General features: G+C 50.5%; 21 protein-coding genes. 14 read left to right on the top strand and 7 right to left on the bottom strand.

The features are described 5' to 3' along the window. Positions 1-23: 23 nt before the first annotated feature. Positions 24-1,799, bottom strand: coding sequence for a glutamine--fructose-6-phosphate transaminase (isomerizing) (gene glmS, locus NGAR_RS13390; protein ID WP_015020308.1), 1,776 nt, complete (start codon positions 1,797-1,799; stop codon positions 24-26). 225 nt (positions 1,800-2,024) lie between these two features. On the opposite strand from glmS, the gene NGAR_RS13385 reads away from it, so the two are divergent. After that, complete coding sequence (locus NGAR_RS13385; protein WP_015020307.1) at positions 2,025-3,008, top strand: transcription initiation factor IIB; 984 nt, start codon at positions 2,025-2,027, stop codon at positions 3,006-3,008. Positions 3,009-3,157: 149 nt separating this feature from the next. Here the strand turns inward: NGAR_RS13385 and NGAR_RS13380 are convergent, their stop codons facing one another. Continuing rightward, the gene (locus tag NGAR_RS13380; protein ID WP_015020306.1) at positions 3,158-4,636 is read right to left on the bottom strand and encodes a spherulation-specific family 4 protein; all 1,479 of its coding nucleotides are present in this window, start codon (positions 4,634-4,636) and stop codon (positions 3,158-3,160) included. Positions 4,637-4,754: 118 nt separating this feature from the next. Between NGAR_RS13380 and NGAR_RS13375 the strand changes: the two genes are divergently transcribed. From NGAR_RS13375 to NGAR_RS13345, 7 genes are all read left to right on the top strand, one after another. After that, on the top strand, positions 4,755-5,069 hold the full coding sequence (locus NGAR_RS13375) for a hypothetical protein (protein ID WP_228369186.1): 315 nt from the start codon (positions 4,755-4,757) through the stop codon (positions 5,067-5,069). 44 nt (positions 5,070-5,113) lie between these two features. Beyond that, complete coding sequence (locus NGAR_RS13370; protein ID WP_015020304.1) at positions 5,114-7,054, top strand: aconitate hydratase; 1,941 nt, start codon at positions 5,114-5,116, stop codon at positions 7,052-7,054. An 11-nt stretch (positions 7,055-7,065) separates the two neighbouring features. Then, a complete protein-coding gene (locus NGAR_RS13365; protein WP_015020303.1) occupies positions 7,066-7,599 on the top strand; it encodes a hypothetical protein in 534 nt (177 codons plus the stop codon). Between the two features lie 27 nt (positions 7,600-7,626). After that, positions 7,627-8,598 (top strand): pyridoxal 5'-phosphate synthase lyase subunit PdxS, encoded by a 972-nt coding sequence (pdxS, locus tag NGAR_RS13360; protein ID WP_015020302.1) that lies wholly within the window; start codon positions 7,627-7,629, stop codon positions 8,596-8,598. Further along, entirely contained in the window at positions 8,595-9,245 is a 651-nt protein-coding gene (pdxT, locus tag NGAR_RS13355) for a pyridoxal 5'-phosphate synthase glutaminase subunit PdxT (RefSeq protein WP_015020301.1), read from the top strand. The genes pdxS and pdxT overlap by 4 nt, the downstream gene beginning before the upstream one ends. Before the next feature lie 72 nt (positions 9,246-9,317). Beyond that, complete coding sequence (locus tag NGAR_RS13350; protein WP_015020300.1) at positions 9,318-9,560, top strand: hypothetical protein; 243 nt, start codon at positions 9,318-9,320, stop codon at positions 9,558-9,560. A gap of 55 nt (positions 9,561-9,615) precedes the next feature. Beyond that, the gene (locus NGAR_RS13345) at positions 9,616-9,981 is read left to right on the top strand and encodes a hypothetical protein (RefSeq protein ID WP_015020299.1); all 366 of its coding nucleotides are present in this window, start codon (positions 9,616-9,618) and stop codon (positions 9,979-9,981) included. On the opposite strand, the gene cax is transcribed toward NGAR_RS13345, so the two are convergent. Next, the gene (gene cax / locus NGAR_RS13340) at positions 9,978-11,087 is read right to left on the bottom strand and encodes a calcium/proton exchanger (RefSeq protein ID WP_015020298.1); all 1,110 of its coding nucleotides are present in this window, start codon (positions 11,085-11,087) and stop codon (positions 9,978-9,980) included. The genes NGAR_RS13345 and cax overlap by 4 nt on opposite strands. Positions 11,088-11,412: 325 nt before the next feature. After that, positions 11,413-11,646: a hypothetical protein gene (locus NGAR_RS13335; protein ID WP_228369185.1), complete on the bottom strand. Its 234-nt coding sequence runs from the start codon at positions 11,644-11,646 to the stop codon at positions 11,413-11,415. A 143-nt stretch (positions 11,647-11,789) separates the two neighbouring features. Here NGAR_RS13335 and NGAR_RS19430 point away from each other — a divergent pair, with 143 nt between their 5' ends. The 3 genes from NGAR_RS19430 to NGAR_RS19425 are packed head-to-tail and all read left to right on the top strand — an operon-like array spanning position 11,790 to position 12,429. Beyond that, the gene (locus tag NGAR_RS19430) at positions 11,790-12,014 is read left to right on the top strand and encodes a winged helix-turn-helix transcriptional regulator (RefSeq protein ID WP_148681471.1); all 225 of its coding nucleotides are present in this window, start codon (positions 11,790-11,792) and stop codon (positions 12,012-12,014) included. Further along, positions 11,962-12,285, top strand: a complete 324-nt coding sequence (locus tag NGAR_RS13325; RefSeq protein ID WP_015020296.1) for a hypothetical protein — start codon at positions 11,962-11,964, stop codon at positions 12,283-12,285. Before NGAR_RS19430 ends, NGAR_RS13325 begins: the two co-directional genes overlap by 53 nt. 30 nt (positions 12,286-12,315) lie before the next feature. Next, positions 12,316-12,429, top strand: a complete 114-nt coding sequence (locus NGAR_RS19425; protein ID WP_187147516.1) for a winged helix-turn-helix transcriptional regulator — start codon at positions 12,316-12,318, stop codon at positions 12,427-12,429. A gap of 495 nt (positions 12,430-12,924) precedes the next feature. On the opposite strand, the gene NGAR_RS13315 is transcribed toward NGAR_RS19425, so the two are convergent. Together NGAR_RS13315 and NGAR_RS13310 are read right to left on the bottom strand one after the other, a co-directional pair. Continuing rightward, positions 12,925-13,170: a hypothetical protein gene (locus NGAR_RS13315; protein WP_148681469.1), complete on the bottom strand. Its 246-nt coding sequence runs from the start codon at positions 13,168-13,170 to the stop codon at positions 12,925-12,927. A gap of 469 nt (positions 13,171-13,639) precedes the next feature. Then, positions 13,640-13,969 carry a hypothetical protein gene (locus NGAR_RS13310; protein ID WP_015020294.1) on the bottom strand — a complete coding sequence of 110 codons (330 nt, stop codon included), beginning with the start codon at positions 13,967-13,969 and terminating at the stop codon, positions 13,640-13,642. Between the two features lie 537 nt (positions 13,970-14,506). Between NGAR_RS13310 and NGAR_RS17805 the strand changes: the two genes are divergently transcribed. From NGAR_RS17805 to NGAR_RS13305, 3 genes are read left to right on the top strand one after another with little or no spacing between them, the layout of a single operon-like run. Then, on the top strand, positions 14,507-14,656 hold the full coding sequence (locus NGAR_RS17805; RefSeq protein WP_187147515.1) for a hypothetical protein: 150 nt from the start codon (positions 14,507-14,509) through the stop codon (positions 14,654-14,656). 10 nt (positions 14,657-14,666) lie between these two features. Then, positions 14,667-14,831 carry a hypothetical protein gene (locus NGAR_RS17800; protein WP_187147514.1) on the top strand — a complete coding sequence of 55 codons (165 nt, stop codon included), beginning with the start codon at positions 14,667-14,669 and terminating at the stop codon, positions 14,829-14,831. Further along, on the top strand, positions 14,828-15,370 hold the full coding sequence (locus NGAR_RS13305) for a hypothetical protein (protein ID WP_015020293.1): 543 nt from the start codon (positions 14,828-14,830) through the stop codon (positions 15,368-15,370). The genes NGAR_RS17800 and NGAR_RS13305 overlap by 4 nt, the downstream gene beginning before the upstream one ends. A gap of 206 nt (positions 15,371-15,576) precedes the next feature. Here NGAR_RS13305 and NGAR_RS13300 read toward each other — a convergent pair whose 3' ends face one another. Beyond that, complete coding sequence (locus tag NGAR_RS13300) at positions 15,577-15,777, bottom strand: CDGSH iron-sulfur domain-containing protein (protein ID WP_015020292.1); 201 nt, start codon at positions 15,775-15,777, stop codon at positions 15,577-15,579. Positions 15,778-15,948: the final 171 nt, after the last annotated feature.

Genomic DNA, 15,948 nt, shown 5'->3' with positions numbered 1-15,948 from the left:
ATGCAGCCAAACTAATTATACTTTTATTTGACTGTGACCGACTTTGCCAAGTTGCGCGGAAAGTCCGGGTCTACGTTGTTGCGCAGCGCAAGGTAGTACGAGAAGAGCTGGAGAGGTATGACCTCGACAAGCGGGTACAGCAGCTCGTTTTCCATCTTGGGGATCTCGATCATGGCGTCATAGATATCGTTTGACACGTTGGAAATGCCAATTATCTTGGCTCCCCTTGTCTTTACCTCGTGCGCACTAGAGAGCGTGTCCCCGTACGTCTTGTCGTCCGGGTTAAGCACAAAGACCACCGCGTTCTTGTCCATGAGCGCAAGCGGCCCATGCTTTAGCTCGCCTGCCGCGATGCCTTCAGCATGAACATAGGCAAGCTCTTTCATCTTGAGCGCGCCTTCCAGCGCGATCGGGAAATGGATGGACCTGCCAAGGAGGTAGATGTCGTTCACCTTTGGCATGGTAACGTTAACCAGCCGCTCAATGGCAGCGCTGCCTGCAAGCATTTTTGTTATCTTGTCTGAAACGGCGTCCCTGTCAAAGCCGATCCTGCCTCCGCTTATGCGGTCAAGTACAGAGTATGCAAGCGACACCTGCCCAGTAAAGCTCTTTGTAGCCGCGACGCCTATCTCGGGGCCGGAGTTGATTGCAAGTGAAACGTCTGCAGCCCTTGCGAGCGACGACGTCGAGACGTTGACTATTGACAGTATCTTTGCGCCTGCCGCCCTTGCCAGCTTGGTGGCCGAGAGCACGTCTGCCGTCTCGCCACTCTGCGAAATCGCGAGGACAACCGTGTCTTTGTCGATCGAGTCCATGTTGTACTTGAATTCGCTAGCCATCACCGGCTCAAACCGCTTTTTGAGGGCGCGGCAGCCTGCCATCGACGTGATAAGTGACGTATGGTAGCTCGTGCCGCTGCCAGTGACAATGATGTTGCCGGCGGCCGCTATGGTGTCGCAGAACACTTTTATCTTGTGCTCTTCCTGGTACGTCGCGGCCTTGACGCTTGTCCTCTGCTCGAATATCTCCTTGATGGTGTAATGCGCAAACTCGCCCTTGTTGACGTCGGCAAGCTCCCATGCGACCTTTGTGACGCCCCTTGTTACAGGCTCGCCTGCAAAAGTGAAAATGTGGGCGCCGTCCCTGTCGATTATCGCAATATCGCGGTTGTCAAGGAACATCGCCTGATCGGTGTACTGCAGAAAGCCCAACACGTCGCTTGAGGCATAGTATGCATTGTCTGAAACTCCGATCACGAGCGGCTCGTCAAGGCGGGCACAGGCAAGGCTCCCGTTTGCAAACATGGCCACAAATGCGTACGACCCTTCAAGCTGACTCACCGTTTCCAGCATCGCCGCCTTGATGTCTCTGCTCGCGTTGTAATGGTCTTCAAGCAGATGCGCAATAACTTCGGTGTCTGTTTCGCTCCTGAATCGGTGACCCTTTTTCACTAGCTCTTCCTTGAGCGGCAGGTAATTTTCAATGATGCCGTTATGGACAACTGCAATGTCCTCGGTGCAGCAGGGGTGCGGGTGGGCGTTGTAGTCTGTGACGCCCCCATGCGTGGCCCACCGGGAATGGCCGATCCCGACGAAACCCTCCATTTCGGTCAGGTTAAGACTGCTATTCACCTGATTCACCTTGCCGATGCCTTTTCTTACTGAAATCCTATTAGTAGTTGCAAGCGTGGCGACCCCGACGCTATCGTAGCCCCTGTACTCCATCCTCTTGAGGCTGTCAACCAGCGCTGGCGCTACAACATTCTTGCTGCTAATGATGCCGATGATAGAACAACACATCTAAGTCAATGTCTGGACGGAGAGTTTTTATCAATTGAGTAGTTGTACTCTGGCTCTAAATGACTGAAGAATCAAAAGACATTTTTTCTACGTTGTATCGAGCATAAGATTTTTCGACCTGCGAAATGTAGCGCAAATCCAGAATCTCTTTTTCTTAGAATCAAACGTAAGACGCCATTGCACAATTCTTGCTTCCGGGTTATTACGCCCGGATATTTGGTTAATATGTTGTCAAAACATTCTAGTAGGCCGGACGACGAGCAGTGCTCAGCATGCGGCAGCCCGCCAATCACAGATAACTTTACCGGCGAGCTTGTCTGCAGCTCGTGCGGCGTGGTCCTCAAGGAGAGAGTCGAGACGCTGTCGCCAGAGTGGAGGTCGTTCTCTTCGGCCGACAACAGGGCAAGGGGAGGCTTTCCATCGTCGCTTCTGATATATGACACGGGACTTTCCACCTACATAGGCACTACGTTCGTGCAGGATCAGAAGCAACAAGGAGGCGATCAGGAAAACAATAATAACAACAAAAATGAAGGCGGCTCCGTCTATGTGCACCGCGCCTCCTGTCCGATTCCGGTGAACAGACTGCGCAAACTGAACGCCATGTCTGTTTCAAGCGCGCCTGTTTCAAGGAACCTCAAGAAGGCGACCTGGGAGATAAACAGGATATGCAGCAGTCTCGGGCTTGCGTGGCAGGTGGCCGAGAGGTCCGCGTATTTTTACCGAAAAGCACTACAAAAGAACCTGATAAAGGGGAGATCGATCTCGGGGTTTGTCGCCGCTTCTGTGTACCTTGCATGCAAGGAGAGGATGATACCCCGGACCATAGACGAAGTTTGCCGGGCCACGGGCGTCGACAGGCCTTTTGCAACCCGCTGTTACAAGATTCTGGTAAGCGAGATGCACATCGAGCCCCCTCCTATCACAGATCCGTTCAGGAACATTGCCAAGATTTCTACAAGGGCCGGCATCGAGGAGCGAGTGTCAAGGAGGGCGATGGAGATCCTATCATCCGTCACAAGCCACACCACGATAATGGGCAAGAACCCGCTTGTCCTGGCCGCGGCCGCGCTGTACCTTGCAACGGTAGAGCACAAGCTCAACATGACCAAGACAATGATAGCCGACGCGGCAGAGGTCAGCACGATTTCGCTCCGCAAGAGGCTTGCGGACATTACCTGTGCGCTTGAAGACCTCAGTCGGAGATAAGGCCGGCCCGGGCAAGAAGGAACACTGCAAGCAGGGTCAGGACGGGCAGTAAAAACAAGAGCTGGATGCGATTCTCCTCTTCTGTCATCTGAAGCAGGTTCTTCATGTCCAAGCGACGCAAATTCCCCTTTTAACAACTACAGAAGATTCTACTGGACGGGGCAGCCTGCCAAAGCCATCGCGCTCTTTCTCATCTGAAGTTCAAGCAGGCCGGCAAAGGGCCCGGATTTGAGCATCGAGTCGGCCACCTGCTGCTGATACTTGGGGGGGCAGCTAAAGATTTCAGCGCCAAGCTTATCTGCAAGCATGTTGTCGTAATAGGCTGTTATCTTGGCGTCACCAGCTAGGCTGGTCGTCCGCACTTGCGAGCCATCATCCCACCGGGCAAATTGGTAATGCTCAGAATCCGAGGCGACGACTGAATATTGACCTAGGGTCAACCGCAGGTTAAGCGGCGTAACGCCCTCTGCCACCACGCCTCCGTCGCTACCGCTGACAGTCACCCGCATTTCTCTGATGCTGTTGCCGAGGTTGTCGTAGCTTTCCACTCGAAGGTTTGCAAGCTCGCTCCTGTACACTGCGACAAGCTCGGCGGTGGAGGAATCTGCAAGCGTCGTGCTATGATAGGGCGACGTTTCGCCGTCCTGCCACCTGTCAAAGATAAAGCTCTGATAATTGCCTGCTCCTACCTGATATTCGCCCTCTGGGAGCAGGAACCTAGTAGGGCTAAAGCCGGTCATGACCACTCTATCATTTTTTCTGACTTCGATCCAAAGCCCGTTTATCTCACCGCCTTCAGAGTCAATTGTCCTGACGCGCAGCTCGCCCAGCTTGCTGCCTGAAACGGCATAATCTTCAAGCGCCTTCTGGTATTCCTCGAACCAAGGCGCGAGGGTGGTGTAGGTGTTGGTTGAAAAGTGGTAGCTGACCCCTGCCTGCCACGCTTCAATTGTGTCCCTTGCAGATGACTCACTGTCAACTGTGTACCCCATCACGTTTGTAATGTCGTTGCTCGAGATCCCCATAAAGCGCGTGGCCGGGTATTTCGAGAACCAGTCAATATGGGACGCAAAGCGCCACTGGTGCTCAAACGACACAATGTCGCTCACTGACATCACCTTTTCGTTGACCAGCACGCTGCCGGGGTTGGCAATGACCACCTTTTCGCTGCCAAACGACTTTGTGTAGTCATAGATCCTTTTGTAATAATCCACCTGCCAGTCAGAGTGAAGCATCGCGACTTCGTCTAGCATCACGCCGTCTGCCCCGTTGTCAAGGCCGATCTTGATCTCTTGCAGCACGCTTTCAAGCTTTTTGTCCGCGTTGCCAGTGGCGACGTAGACCAAGACCTTGATGCCGTTCTCATGGAACCTGTCCATCACTTGCGGCGTGAGATTTACCTGCCCTGTAGAGGTATAGTAGGGGCTTATGACAAACTCAGGCTTGGCCGCGATTATCCTTTCTATTTCAGGGCCAATCTGTCCCCTGCCATCAGTGTACCATCCATAATAGACGACAAATTTTCTATACGCGGTCGTCGTCGTTCCCTGCTCCGGGGCAGCAGCAATTACAGTAGAAGATGAAAGAAACGACAGGAATAGCATAGCTAGGAATCCTTTTAGCTTCAACTACTGGTAGCTTCAACTTTTTGAGCTCATTTAAGGCGGAAGGTATTGTCTTGCAGAAAAAATTATCAACAGCCTGACATGTTTTTATTCAGAGCGCTCCCATAACTAGAGAGCGCATGTGAGAGTCTACAGCTTCAAGTGCCCTACGTGCGGGTACGGGTCAAGGCATCAGCTTGGGACGCCGGACATGGACCAGATCCTGACCGATGTCAACACCGAGTTTGCCCAGTACCGGCTGTTTGTGTGCAAGAAGGAGAAAAAGTTTGTTCACGCCGACATGCTGGATGTACATTTTGACGGTAAGTGCCCATCTGATGGAACCGATCTTGAGGAGGTACAAGACCCAAGGCAGACGAAATGCCCCCGCTGCGGCAAAGAGCTGGAGATTGAAGAGATCAAGCCGCTTGCCACGGCAGACACTTCTGCAGAATAAGGTATTAAATATCCAATCCTTGCTAGAAACCTCTGGTAATAATAATGGCTTCCCTAAATCTCGCTCAGAAGATAATATCGGCACACTTGGCGGACGGCAAGATGGAGCCGGGCCAAGAGATAGGCTTGAAAGTAGACCGCGTGCTCATGCAGGACGCCACCGGGACGATGGCGTGCCTCCAGTTCGAGGCGATGGGCATACCGCGAGTCAAGGTAGAACATGCAGCAATCTATGTCGATCACAACATTCTGCAGACAGGGTTTGAAAACGGCGACGATCATCGGTTCTTACAGACTTTTGCGGCAAAGTATGGCATCCATTACAGCAAGCCGGGCAATGGCATCTGCCATCAGGTGAACCTTGAGCGCTTTTCGATACCCGGCAAGCTGCTGATCGGCTCTGACAGCCACACCCCGACTGCCGGCGGCGCTGGCATGATGGCCATAGGTGTAGGTGGCCTCGACGTCGCGGTAGCAATGGCTGGCGCGCCGTTCTACACAAAGATGCCCAAGATCGTGGGCGTGAAGCTGACTGGCAGGCTCAGGCCGTGGGTCACAGCCAAGGATGTCATACTGGAGATGCTCCGCAGGCTGACAGTCAAGGGAGGGGTCGGCAAAATCTTTGAATACTATGGCGAGGGCATCAAGAGCTTGGGCGTGCCGCAGAGAGGCACGATATGTAATATGGGAGCCGAGCTTGGCGCCACCACATCGCTTTTTGAGTCTGACGAGATCACACAGGACTACATGACCAGGCAGGGTAGGCCGCAGGACTACAAGCGCATTGCCGCAGATCCGGGTTGTTCGTATGACGAAAACATGGAGATCAACCTGAGCGAGCTTGAGCCCATGATCGCGCTGCCCGGCTCGCCAGATGCAGTGCACAAGGTGCGCGATGTGCAGGGCCAAGATGTCCATCAAGTGCTCATCGGTTCCTGTACGAATTCCAGCTATATAGAAATAATGACGGTCGCGCATGTGCTCAAGGGCAAGAAGGTGCACCCAAATGTCACAATGGCCATAAACCCCGGCTCAAAGCAGGTGCTAGAGACAGTGGCCCGCGACGGCTCTATCTACAACATAATTGCGTCCGGCGCCCGCCTGCTTGAGAGCGGCTGCCAGGGCTGTATCGGCATGGGATCTGCGCCGGGCACCGACTGGGTCTCGATAAGATCATTCAACCGCAACTGGCCGGGAAGGAGCGGCACAAAAGATGACAAGGTATATCTCACATCGCCCGAAGTGTGCGTCGCATGCGCAATCACTGGCAAGATAACTGACCCGCGCGACCTTGGCGAGTATCCGAACATCCCATGGCCGGACAAGTTTGTGATCGACGACTCGGGCATTGTGCCGCCAGCGCCCGCACAGTACGCTGACACTCTTGAAATTTCAAGAGGCCCCAACATACGGCCGCTTCCGCTACGCCAGCCGATGGAGGCTATATTGCAGGGCGAAGTGCTCATCAGGGTCGGCGACAACATCAGCACCGACGCGATAATGCCGGCGGGTGCCAAGATACTGCCTCTCAGGAGCAATGTGCCGGCGATAAGCGAGTACGTGTTCTACTGGCTCGACCCTGACTTTGCAAAGAGAGCCAAGGAAAAGCACGGCGGCTTTATCGTCGGTGGCGAGAACTATGGACAGGGCTCGAGCAGGGAGCACGCGGCGCTTGCACCGATGTACCTTGGGGTCAAGGGAGTCATCGCAAAGTCGTTTGCAAGGATCCACCGGGCGAACCTCATCAACTTTGGCATAATCCCGTTCGAGTTCCAGAACGCCTCAGACTTTGACCTGCTCGCGCAGGGAACGCCAGTGACGATAGAAAACATTGTTGGCAACCTGAAGCAGGGAAGCAAGACCATGGAGGCAACAACAGACAAGGACAAAAAGATCACGCTCAAGGTTGATCTGACGCCAAGGCAGAGGGACGTGCTTGTAGCCGGCGGGCTCTTGAACTACATCCGGTCTACTACTACGCAATAGAGATCATAATAATGGTCAACAAGTTCCTGATAGCAATAGCAGGCATCGTTGTAGTAATGGCCGTGCTCGTAGCCATGCCCAGCATTGGAAGCAACCAAGACGCGACCGAGCTCAGAATTAAATATGTAAGAGATCACATCGCCAAGATGGAAAGCGGCATACTTGATGTAACGACCAGCGAGGTTCTTCGTATTGAAAATGACGGCTCGGCAACTTATAGCAGGACTGATTCTTACCCTACCATGATAACAACGGATGAACGCAGATTTTCTTTAAACAGCGACGAAATAAAGCGTCTGAAGGCTCTGATATTTGAAACAGGCTTTATGCAGATACCGGTATCAAAATACGATGAAAGAGAAGGGCTTGCCAACTATACAAGGTACCAGATCGTAGTGCATCAGGGTGACGACAATGATCAAAAGCCTATCACTTGGTTTAATCAGGAAGCCTCCCAAGTCCCAGTTCCATCCATAATAACCAACATCGGCTCGCAACTGGACGCCATCATTGAAAGGCACATACGTCTGACAGAAAATATATAGAGCATTTGAGCGTACGAGTTGTATATAATGACGATATCCCTCGTGGCCACTGAGCCAAAACCAAAGGGCGTCAAGGTAGAAATTGTAGAGAATGCCCGCACGGTTCGCGGCACTACTTTGTTAAAGCGCGGCTTTGCGCACATGTGCAAGCACGGCGTGGTAATGGACGTGACAAACGTCGAACAGGCAGTGATAGCAGAGGAAGCAGGCGCAGTAGCAGTGATGGTGCTTGACAAGCTGCCATACGACGTCAGAAAGGCAGGCGGCGTTGCAAGGACTGCCAGCATCAAGGTAATCCAAGAAATAATGGATGCAGTCACGATCCCGATAATGGCCAAGTGCAGAATCGGCCACATCGACGAGGCAAAGGTGCTCGAAGCGACCGGTGTCGACATGATCGACGAAAGCGAAGTGCTGACGCCAGCGGACGAAGAGCGTCACATCTGGAAGTGGGATTTCACTACTCCGTTTGTTAACGGCGGCAAGAACCTTGGCGAGGCCCTTCGCAGGATCGAGGAGGGCTGCGCGATGATAAGGACAAAGGGCGAGCCGGGGACGGGCAACGTGGCAGAGGCAGTCACCCACATCCGCATGGTCAACGGCGAGATACGCAAATTGCGCTCGCTCTATGAGGATAACGACAAGCAGGAGCTCATGAAGGCTGCACGCGAGCTAAAAGTATCGTACGCGATTGTTGAAGAAACAGCGCGCCTTGGACGGCTGCCGGTTGTCAATTTCGCAGCTGGTGGTATCACCACGCCGGCCGACGCAGCACTGCTCATGAACCTTGGCTGCGATGGCGTGTTCGTCGGCTCTGGCATATTCAAATCAGACGACCCGGCGCAGAGGGCAAGGGCGGTTGTGCTTGCAACGACTTTCCATGACGACCCCAAGATAGTCATGGAGGCGCAAAAGATGGTCGATGAGAAAAAGTCGCTCCTTGGCATGGACACCAAGAACCTAGAGCTTCGTATGCAGGAAAGGGGCCAGCACGCTTGAGCAGCAGCAAAAAGAAACCGGTAGTTACAATCGGAGTCCTCGGCTTTCAGGGCGACATTGAGGAAAACATTGCCGCTACAAAGCAGGCGCTGCAGGAGATGCAGGTGGAGGGAAACGTTGAGCTGGTGCGCTACCCTGAAGAGGTGGAAAAGGTAGATGGCCTCATTTTGCCGGGGGGCGAGAGCACCGTCCAGAGCACACTTGCAGCCATCCAGCGGTCGCTGCCAGTCATAAAGAAGCGCATATCGGAAGGCATGCCTGTGATGGGCACCTGCGCTGGCATGATAATGCTCTCACGCAGAGCGTTTGATAGAGTGGTAGGCGACACAAAGCAAAAGCTGATAGGCAACCTCGATATCGTCATCGAGCGCAACGCCTTTGGCAGGCAGAACGACTCGTTTGAGGCAGACCTTTCAATAGGCATGCTTGGCAAGGAGGCATTCAAGGGAGTATTCATCAGGGCTCCTGCTGTAAGCGAGGTTGGCAAGGATGTAGAGGTGCTTGCAAAGCTTAACAACAAGGTGGTGGCGGTCAGGCAAAAGAACATCATTGGGACAGCATTCCACCCAGAGCTCTCAGGCGACTCGAGGATGCACAGGCACCTCGTCAAGATGGCCATCGACTTTAAGCACAAGAACAGCTCCTAGCAGCATTTATATGACGAGTTCCCAAAAATAGATACTTTCTTATAGTAGTTACGTCTATAGTAACGATACAAAATGATGCCCAGAAACGGCTACAACTACAACCTGCTCAGGATATCACTTGAACGGGCGCTGAGCGTTCTGGGAGAATCTTCAAAGCAAATCCTCTTGTTCTACATGGCCGAGCATTGCGGCATATCGTTCGACAGAAAATGCTCCCTCGCCGAGATCGAGTCAGCCCTAAGGAGCGTCCTTGGTTCGGGCTCTGCGATAATCACCAAGCGGATGTACAAAGAGCTGCAGAGCATGACGGAATAGTAATATCCCATCTAAACCTATTTTTATCGGCTGCAACAGGGAAACTCTTGGGTTGATGGAAGGGACCGACCAGTGCAGGAAGGTGTGCATGCTAGACGACCGCATCCTGCTGGTTGCAATCATTGAAAATGCAAACCTGCTTGGAATGTATTCCAAAAAGCCGATGGCCCCTCCAAACGAGCGCCGCTTCAAGGTTCTCCGCATCCAGACAGAGCTGATGGTCTCTATGGCAAAGAACAACGAGGATTTTTTCGGCGAGCTGGGTTACCTGATGTTCCACAGCCGGCACCTTGACATGTTCCTCTTCCCTATGAGCCGGGGCCGCAAGCTCCGGATCATGGCAGTAGCAGCCAAGCAGCCCTACGACCACGAAGACATCGTGGAAAAAATCACAAATTACCTGAACGGGGCGAAGGACTAGCCAGCGAAAAAGAACGCTATCGCGATTATGATATAGACTGCCGTCAGCATCACACCCTCAAACCAGTTGCTTCTGCCATCATGCACTATGAGGTTTAGGATTATCGCGGCGAGGAAAAGCACAGCAAGCTCTAGGAGCGTGAATACTAGTGTGAAGGGTTGGCCCAGCGCAATGCCGGCAAATACCAGGATCGGAACCACAAAGAGCGCTATCTGCGTGCCCGAGCCGGCAGCGATTCCAATTGATAGGTCGATCTTGCCCTTCCTTGCAAGCAATATCGCGCTACTGTGCTCCGCCGCGTTGCCTACGATTCCGACAATGATCGCACCGACAAAGAGCTCGCCAAAGCCAAGCTCTTCGCCAGTCTGCTCTACAGAGGCTACTAGTATCTCGCTCACCACTATTACGCCGGCCATGCTGGCTGCCAGCAGCAGGAATGACTTTTTCTTGCTCCAGTGCCCCACATGAACATCTTCCTGATGTGCGCCTTCGGCAGTCGTCGGCTCTTCTGGAGTGACAAACAGGTGCTTGTGCGTAAAGAATGTGAACACTATGCCCAGTGCATAGACAATTATCAGTATGATTGCAAGCGAGTCGCTTAGCAGCTGTACCGAGCCTTCGTTTTCTGCACCTGACAGCACAGTGGCTGTAAGTATCGTCGGAACTGCAAGACCAATAATCGCGATCAGCAGCATCGACGACTGGATGCCAATATTCTCTCTGCTAAAGCGCTGCTCCTTGAACCTAAAGCCGCCGGCGACAACGCTCAGGCCAAATATGAGGAGAATATTGCCGATAATCGCGCCTGTGATCGACGCTTTGACGAGATCGAGAAGGCCCGCGTTTATGGCTACCACCGCGATAATTATCTCTGCCGCGTTGCCAAAAGTGACATTCAGAAGCGATCCCGTAGTGGCTCCATAGTGAGTCGCAAGATGCTCCGTAGAGTCGCCTATCAGTTTTGCCAGCGGAATGAGCGCGATTGCAGCTATGATAAACAAGACAATGTGGTCGGCGTGGACAAATTCAAGTGCGATTGCTATCGGTACAAATATGAGCAGAAAATAGATGGCCGATGACTTTGATATCTTGACCGATTTGAGCAAATGCGTCCTTTCACAAACCAATGTCCAGCATGCTTTAATTGTTTTTACAAAGCGCTGCTGAGTAATTGCAAGCGCTCATTAGTAAAAAGAAGGTGTGAAAGCGAAGGAGAGATTTTTACGCCCGTTTGGCTGGCAAATCCGTCATTCCTTACTTCCATTCCCAGAACTTTGCGTGAGTATTGCCGTTGCCATCAACATTTACTTCAAACAGCACTACAATGCTATTGAGCCTCTCAAGCTTGTGGGAAGAAGAAGTCTGGACAAACAAGCTTCCAACTCCTGTAGTGGCGCCTTGGTCTAAAGGCTTGAATACGGCTTGTGCAGTCTATGTTGCCATTTCGCCATCTCTGGTCATTATGTTGCCAAGACCTTCTCCATAGGGCAGCCCATTTTTTCTTGCCTCGACCCAGAATGTTACTGTCTGGTTGACTTCTACTCCAAGCAACTTGCCTGTTTCTTGCACTGAAGTCTCAATTCTTACTTCTGAGGATGCTACTCTCTGACCTGTCACCTTTCCTTTTAGTTCTCCAATTATTTCTCCTAACATGTTGATTAACAAAACAATTTCCTTCTTTCGTATGATAAAATGAATGGCTCAATCGAAGTGTACATTAAGAAAAACCGATAGAGCTAGTTTTTCATTTTATACATTGCAATTGCTATTTTCAAAATAACCTTCAAGAAGTTACACAGGGTGCATTAATGATAGAGTGCGCTTACCTATGTATGGATATATTTGACATCAGAATATTTTGCGAAATGGGATTCAAATATCATCCACCTGGCGGCCTACCGGATCGCCGACCAAGTATCGGCAGCATCGCCAAGTACCTAGATATTGATGCCAGTACAGTTAAGGCAAGAATAAAGCGTCTTGAGCAAGATGGCTTTATCAAGTATTACCAAGCAGTTCCAAATTACCGTTAATGTTGGCTATGAATGCACAACATTTGTAGTGTACTTCTCTGAGATGGCTGCGAAAAAGGAGGCCATCAGAAAAGTCCAACTCTTGGATGAGATCGTTAGGATAGACGAGAATTTTTATTCAATGGTCTTTTCTGTTCTCTACAAGACAAAGCAAGATCTCGAAAAAAAGCTAGCTTTGATAAAGGAACTATTAGCAATTCCCAAAGAACCGCTGAAGCTCTATGACCTATCGTTACCAGATCCAAAGCTAAAGCTCTCAGAAACAGATTAGCACATAATAAAATCAATAAGATACGGTGCTTTGAAACCTTCAAAGAGGATATCTGAAGAGCTGGGTCTAACACTTCCTACAATAAACAACAGACTGCAAAGAATGATACGCTCAAGAGTACTATATTCAATGCACAGCAGGTGAGCAGGCTGATTTTATACGCGCTAGCATTCTTCATTGACGAGACAAAGAGGCGAAAGACGGTAAATGAAATACATGGGAAGTTTAAAAACAACAGCTATAGCCGCATTGTAAACCAAACAGACCAATACGTCATCATTTGGTGATCGAGTGCTCGGCAGGCGAAGGGAAAAAGAAGAAGTTTTCTTTCCGCTTAAACTATGGTGATGAAGATGATAGTGACAGCAAAGGATACTGCTGTGCAGGGTCTTCTGCAGGCGGTCGGATGTGGCTGTCCCAAAATCTGCCGTTCTTGGTATTCATGCTTACAGGATTCTTGGTTGTCATATTGTCTGGAGACATGTTATTGCGAGTGCTGCAGCACTAGCTAGCGTTCAATACTATCTATCATGGCTATTTGATAAAGCTTGGCTTGGTGTATTATGAGTCAGAGAAAGAAGAGAAAAAATAGTCGAGTGACTGGCCTGTATGAAGGCTAGGCCACAATAATCACTCTTTCTACTTCTTCTTGCTTGCCGGCCGTTTCTTCTTTTTCTCCTGTTGCGGCTTCTTCTGCTGTTCTTGTGGTTGTGCTGGTGGTGTTGACGATGGCGATGTCCGTGTTGCTTCTTTTGGCGTTGTCGCCTGTCCTCCTGCCGCCTGGGCCTGTTGCTGGGCCGCTGCTGTTGTTGTTACTGTTGGTGCTGCTGCCGCCTGATCTGTCCCTGTCGTATTTTCAGGAGATGGTGATGGCGATGAAAACATCCCTGTTGGTTTTCACCTCTTGCCCGAAGGGCAGCCCCGGTTTCAAAAATGAGGGTTAAAAGGATATGGATGTGTAGATGTGGAAAATGCCGGGTTATCCGGAATTCTAAGTTCTGTTACCGTCATTATCAAGTAAAAAATGGATGGGTATAGGGTTGTTGGCTGTGACTAGTTCATTGAGGAGGATCCCATCTCCATACATTATCTAATGAACAGACATGCCAATGCGTTCCCATACCCGGCGGATGCTCATGTGGACCACATATCCCATCATTATTGAGGAATGCTTGTGGCGGAATTATCTCTCCGGAAGTCCCGTTCACCACCACCGTCATCTGGTATAGGGCCTTGTCGTCGGTCTTGGTCAGCTGGAATATGTAGGCAGGTGTTACCTGATCCTGTTCCGTACTGTTATCTACACCTGCTTCTTTATGCCAAGGACTCCCTGATGGATGACTCTTATCCCTGATTACAATGTACTGCCTCTCACCGCTTGCAATTTTGCTATCGGGAACTCTTTTTCAACGGTTGCAGCAGCCTGGGAGAACGGCACCAAGAAGGGCGGATCTTCTATTGGTGGGACTATTCTAGCTGCATCAGCCTTGGTCAATTTTCCTGTACTTGTTGTTTCTGCTGTCGTCGTCGCATATGCTGCTATGTTGTTTGTGTTGGCAGTGGCTGTCGTGGCAAAAACAAAGCCCAGCAATAGCGCTGCAGCTGCAGCCACGCCGACGACCGTCACCAACTTTTTCTTTCTTCTGTCCGACGTCATGCTGTTTCCAAAGCTATCTGGAACCATAGTTCGGTCGGCAAAGTATCGCCTGTAGGGGTTTATTTTTTTCGGGATAACGGCTTGTTCATCATTCTCTGATAGAGAAAAAAGAGGGATATTAGACGGACACAAGAAAGAAAAGGCGGCACGCAGTTAGGGCAAAAGAGGAGAAGCAGCCATGTGTCGAGTTACATGTTCTGATCGCAAACAGGCAGGTTGATGGTGTGGCCCCATAGCGTCATCTTTGATTCTTGCTCTGCTGTCGAGGTTTCCAGTCAACCTGTGAACGAGGCATGTAATACAACACTGAATAGACCGGGACAAAAACATATCCTATGTAGAACACATACAATATCGCCTTCTATCAAGAATAGATAGATGGATGATGACGAAGAAGAAATAATGTCAAGTTTAGTTGTTTTGACATTTCCTGCACGGTTTCAAATTGTTTGTTATTAGCTCTTTGCTACAACACTAATCGCTTATGACTACTCTAAAACAGTTCTGAGCAGTAAAAAGCAAAATACAGAACAATTAATCATTAATTTTTGCAACTTTACTTCCATGATGAACAACGCTTTCGAATCTGTTGTTTGGATAGCACTTGGTTTCGTACCGACACTTGTAGCCATGGAAGTAGCTTTGAGGCTTGCGCAAAAGAAGAAGATGCACGGCCACGGAGAGCTGGTCGGAGAGGTGAAAGGTGAGAGGTGAATATTCCGCGATGAACATCGTAGACACTGTCTCCGTCGTTCTCGGGTCTACAATTCTGCTTGGATTGTTAACCTTGGTGGCTATCAACGGTGCAAGGAGGCGGCATGAAGGTAGACAGGTCGTCTCTGCAGTTGACAGCAAGTGGCAAAAGCTGAAGGTAGAGATGCCTGTATGACAGCCCGCGAAACTGTCAAGAAGACCGGCGTATGGTCCAGCAGATTCATAATAGCTGCCATAGTTCAGGGCGCAGTTGTAATGGGACTGACCATATCCATAGTAGTCGCCCAGATGCTCGTTTCTAACATCAACATTATCCAGTTTCTGTCTCTCTCCTTTGAAGGACCTGCCAAGTGGTTCTTTTTAGGATACATCTTGTACCTGATTCTAGTTATAGCGATAGCAGTAACTGCGGTTTTTTACAATCATCTTGAAGCGAACCTGGGAAAGGGCATACATGGCTTTAGGTCTGTTCTGGCATGGGTACATCTTATTGGGATGAATGCTGGCGGAGCTGCGGCAACAATTGGCATGATATTTGCCGGCCTTGCAGGTTCGGGGATGCTCGATGTTGTTGCAGGCGGAGAAGAACTACGGCCCAACCCTGCCATCATGGATCAGTTTATCGTTCCAATCGCAACTTCTGCGGGCTTGCTCAGCATAGGGGTGTTGGCAGGTGGCCTTGCATACATCTCTACATATCTGAAAAAGAGCTAGAGAGTGTGCTTTTTTTCAATATAGATAGAGGGCTGTGAATAACTCCATTGTTACGGCAAATGTCAACGTAGGTGATCTGGAACGGTGCTCAGTATAGTACTGACAGGACAGAGACGTCGAAAAGAGCTTTTAAAGCCAATTATTCCAGCCCTCTATAGATAGAAAATAATATGGTATTTTAGAACAGCCACTACCAATCTATACTACTAGGTCATCTTGGCCTCTGTCCTTGTACCGTCCTTGTTGTAGATGTATACCTTGCCTTCCTGCTCGTCCAGTGTCTTTTTGTGCGAACCATCGCAGAACGGCTGGTTTGCAGAAAGCCCGCACATGCAGATCCATTTTGTCTCGCTTCCTACCTTGACAGCCATCGGTCCTTTGTCTTCTTTTCTCACTAGTCTTGCCATATGATAATCTATCACTCCTTTTGTGGTGTATGTAGAACATGGCAAGGTGGAGATAAATCCGGCAGTTATGCCGTGCTGACCAAGTCTGCGTAGACTGACCGGCGCCAGGCATCACCACTTTTTTCTTTTGGTGCGCTTCATCAAGGACAGACAGTCTTGGAGCAGAGCCGG

It is taken from the genome of Candidatus Nitrososphaera gargensis Ga9.2, assembly GCF_000303155.1.
In the GTDB taxonomy this organism is placed as follows: Archaea; Thermoproteota; Nitrososphaeria; order Nitrososphaerales; family Nitrososphaeraceae; genus Nitrososphaera; species Nitrososphaera gargensis.
The sequence above is the reverse complement of the archived record's forward strand: the minus strand, read 5'-3'. Positions and strand labels throughout refer to the sequence as shown.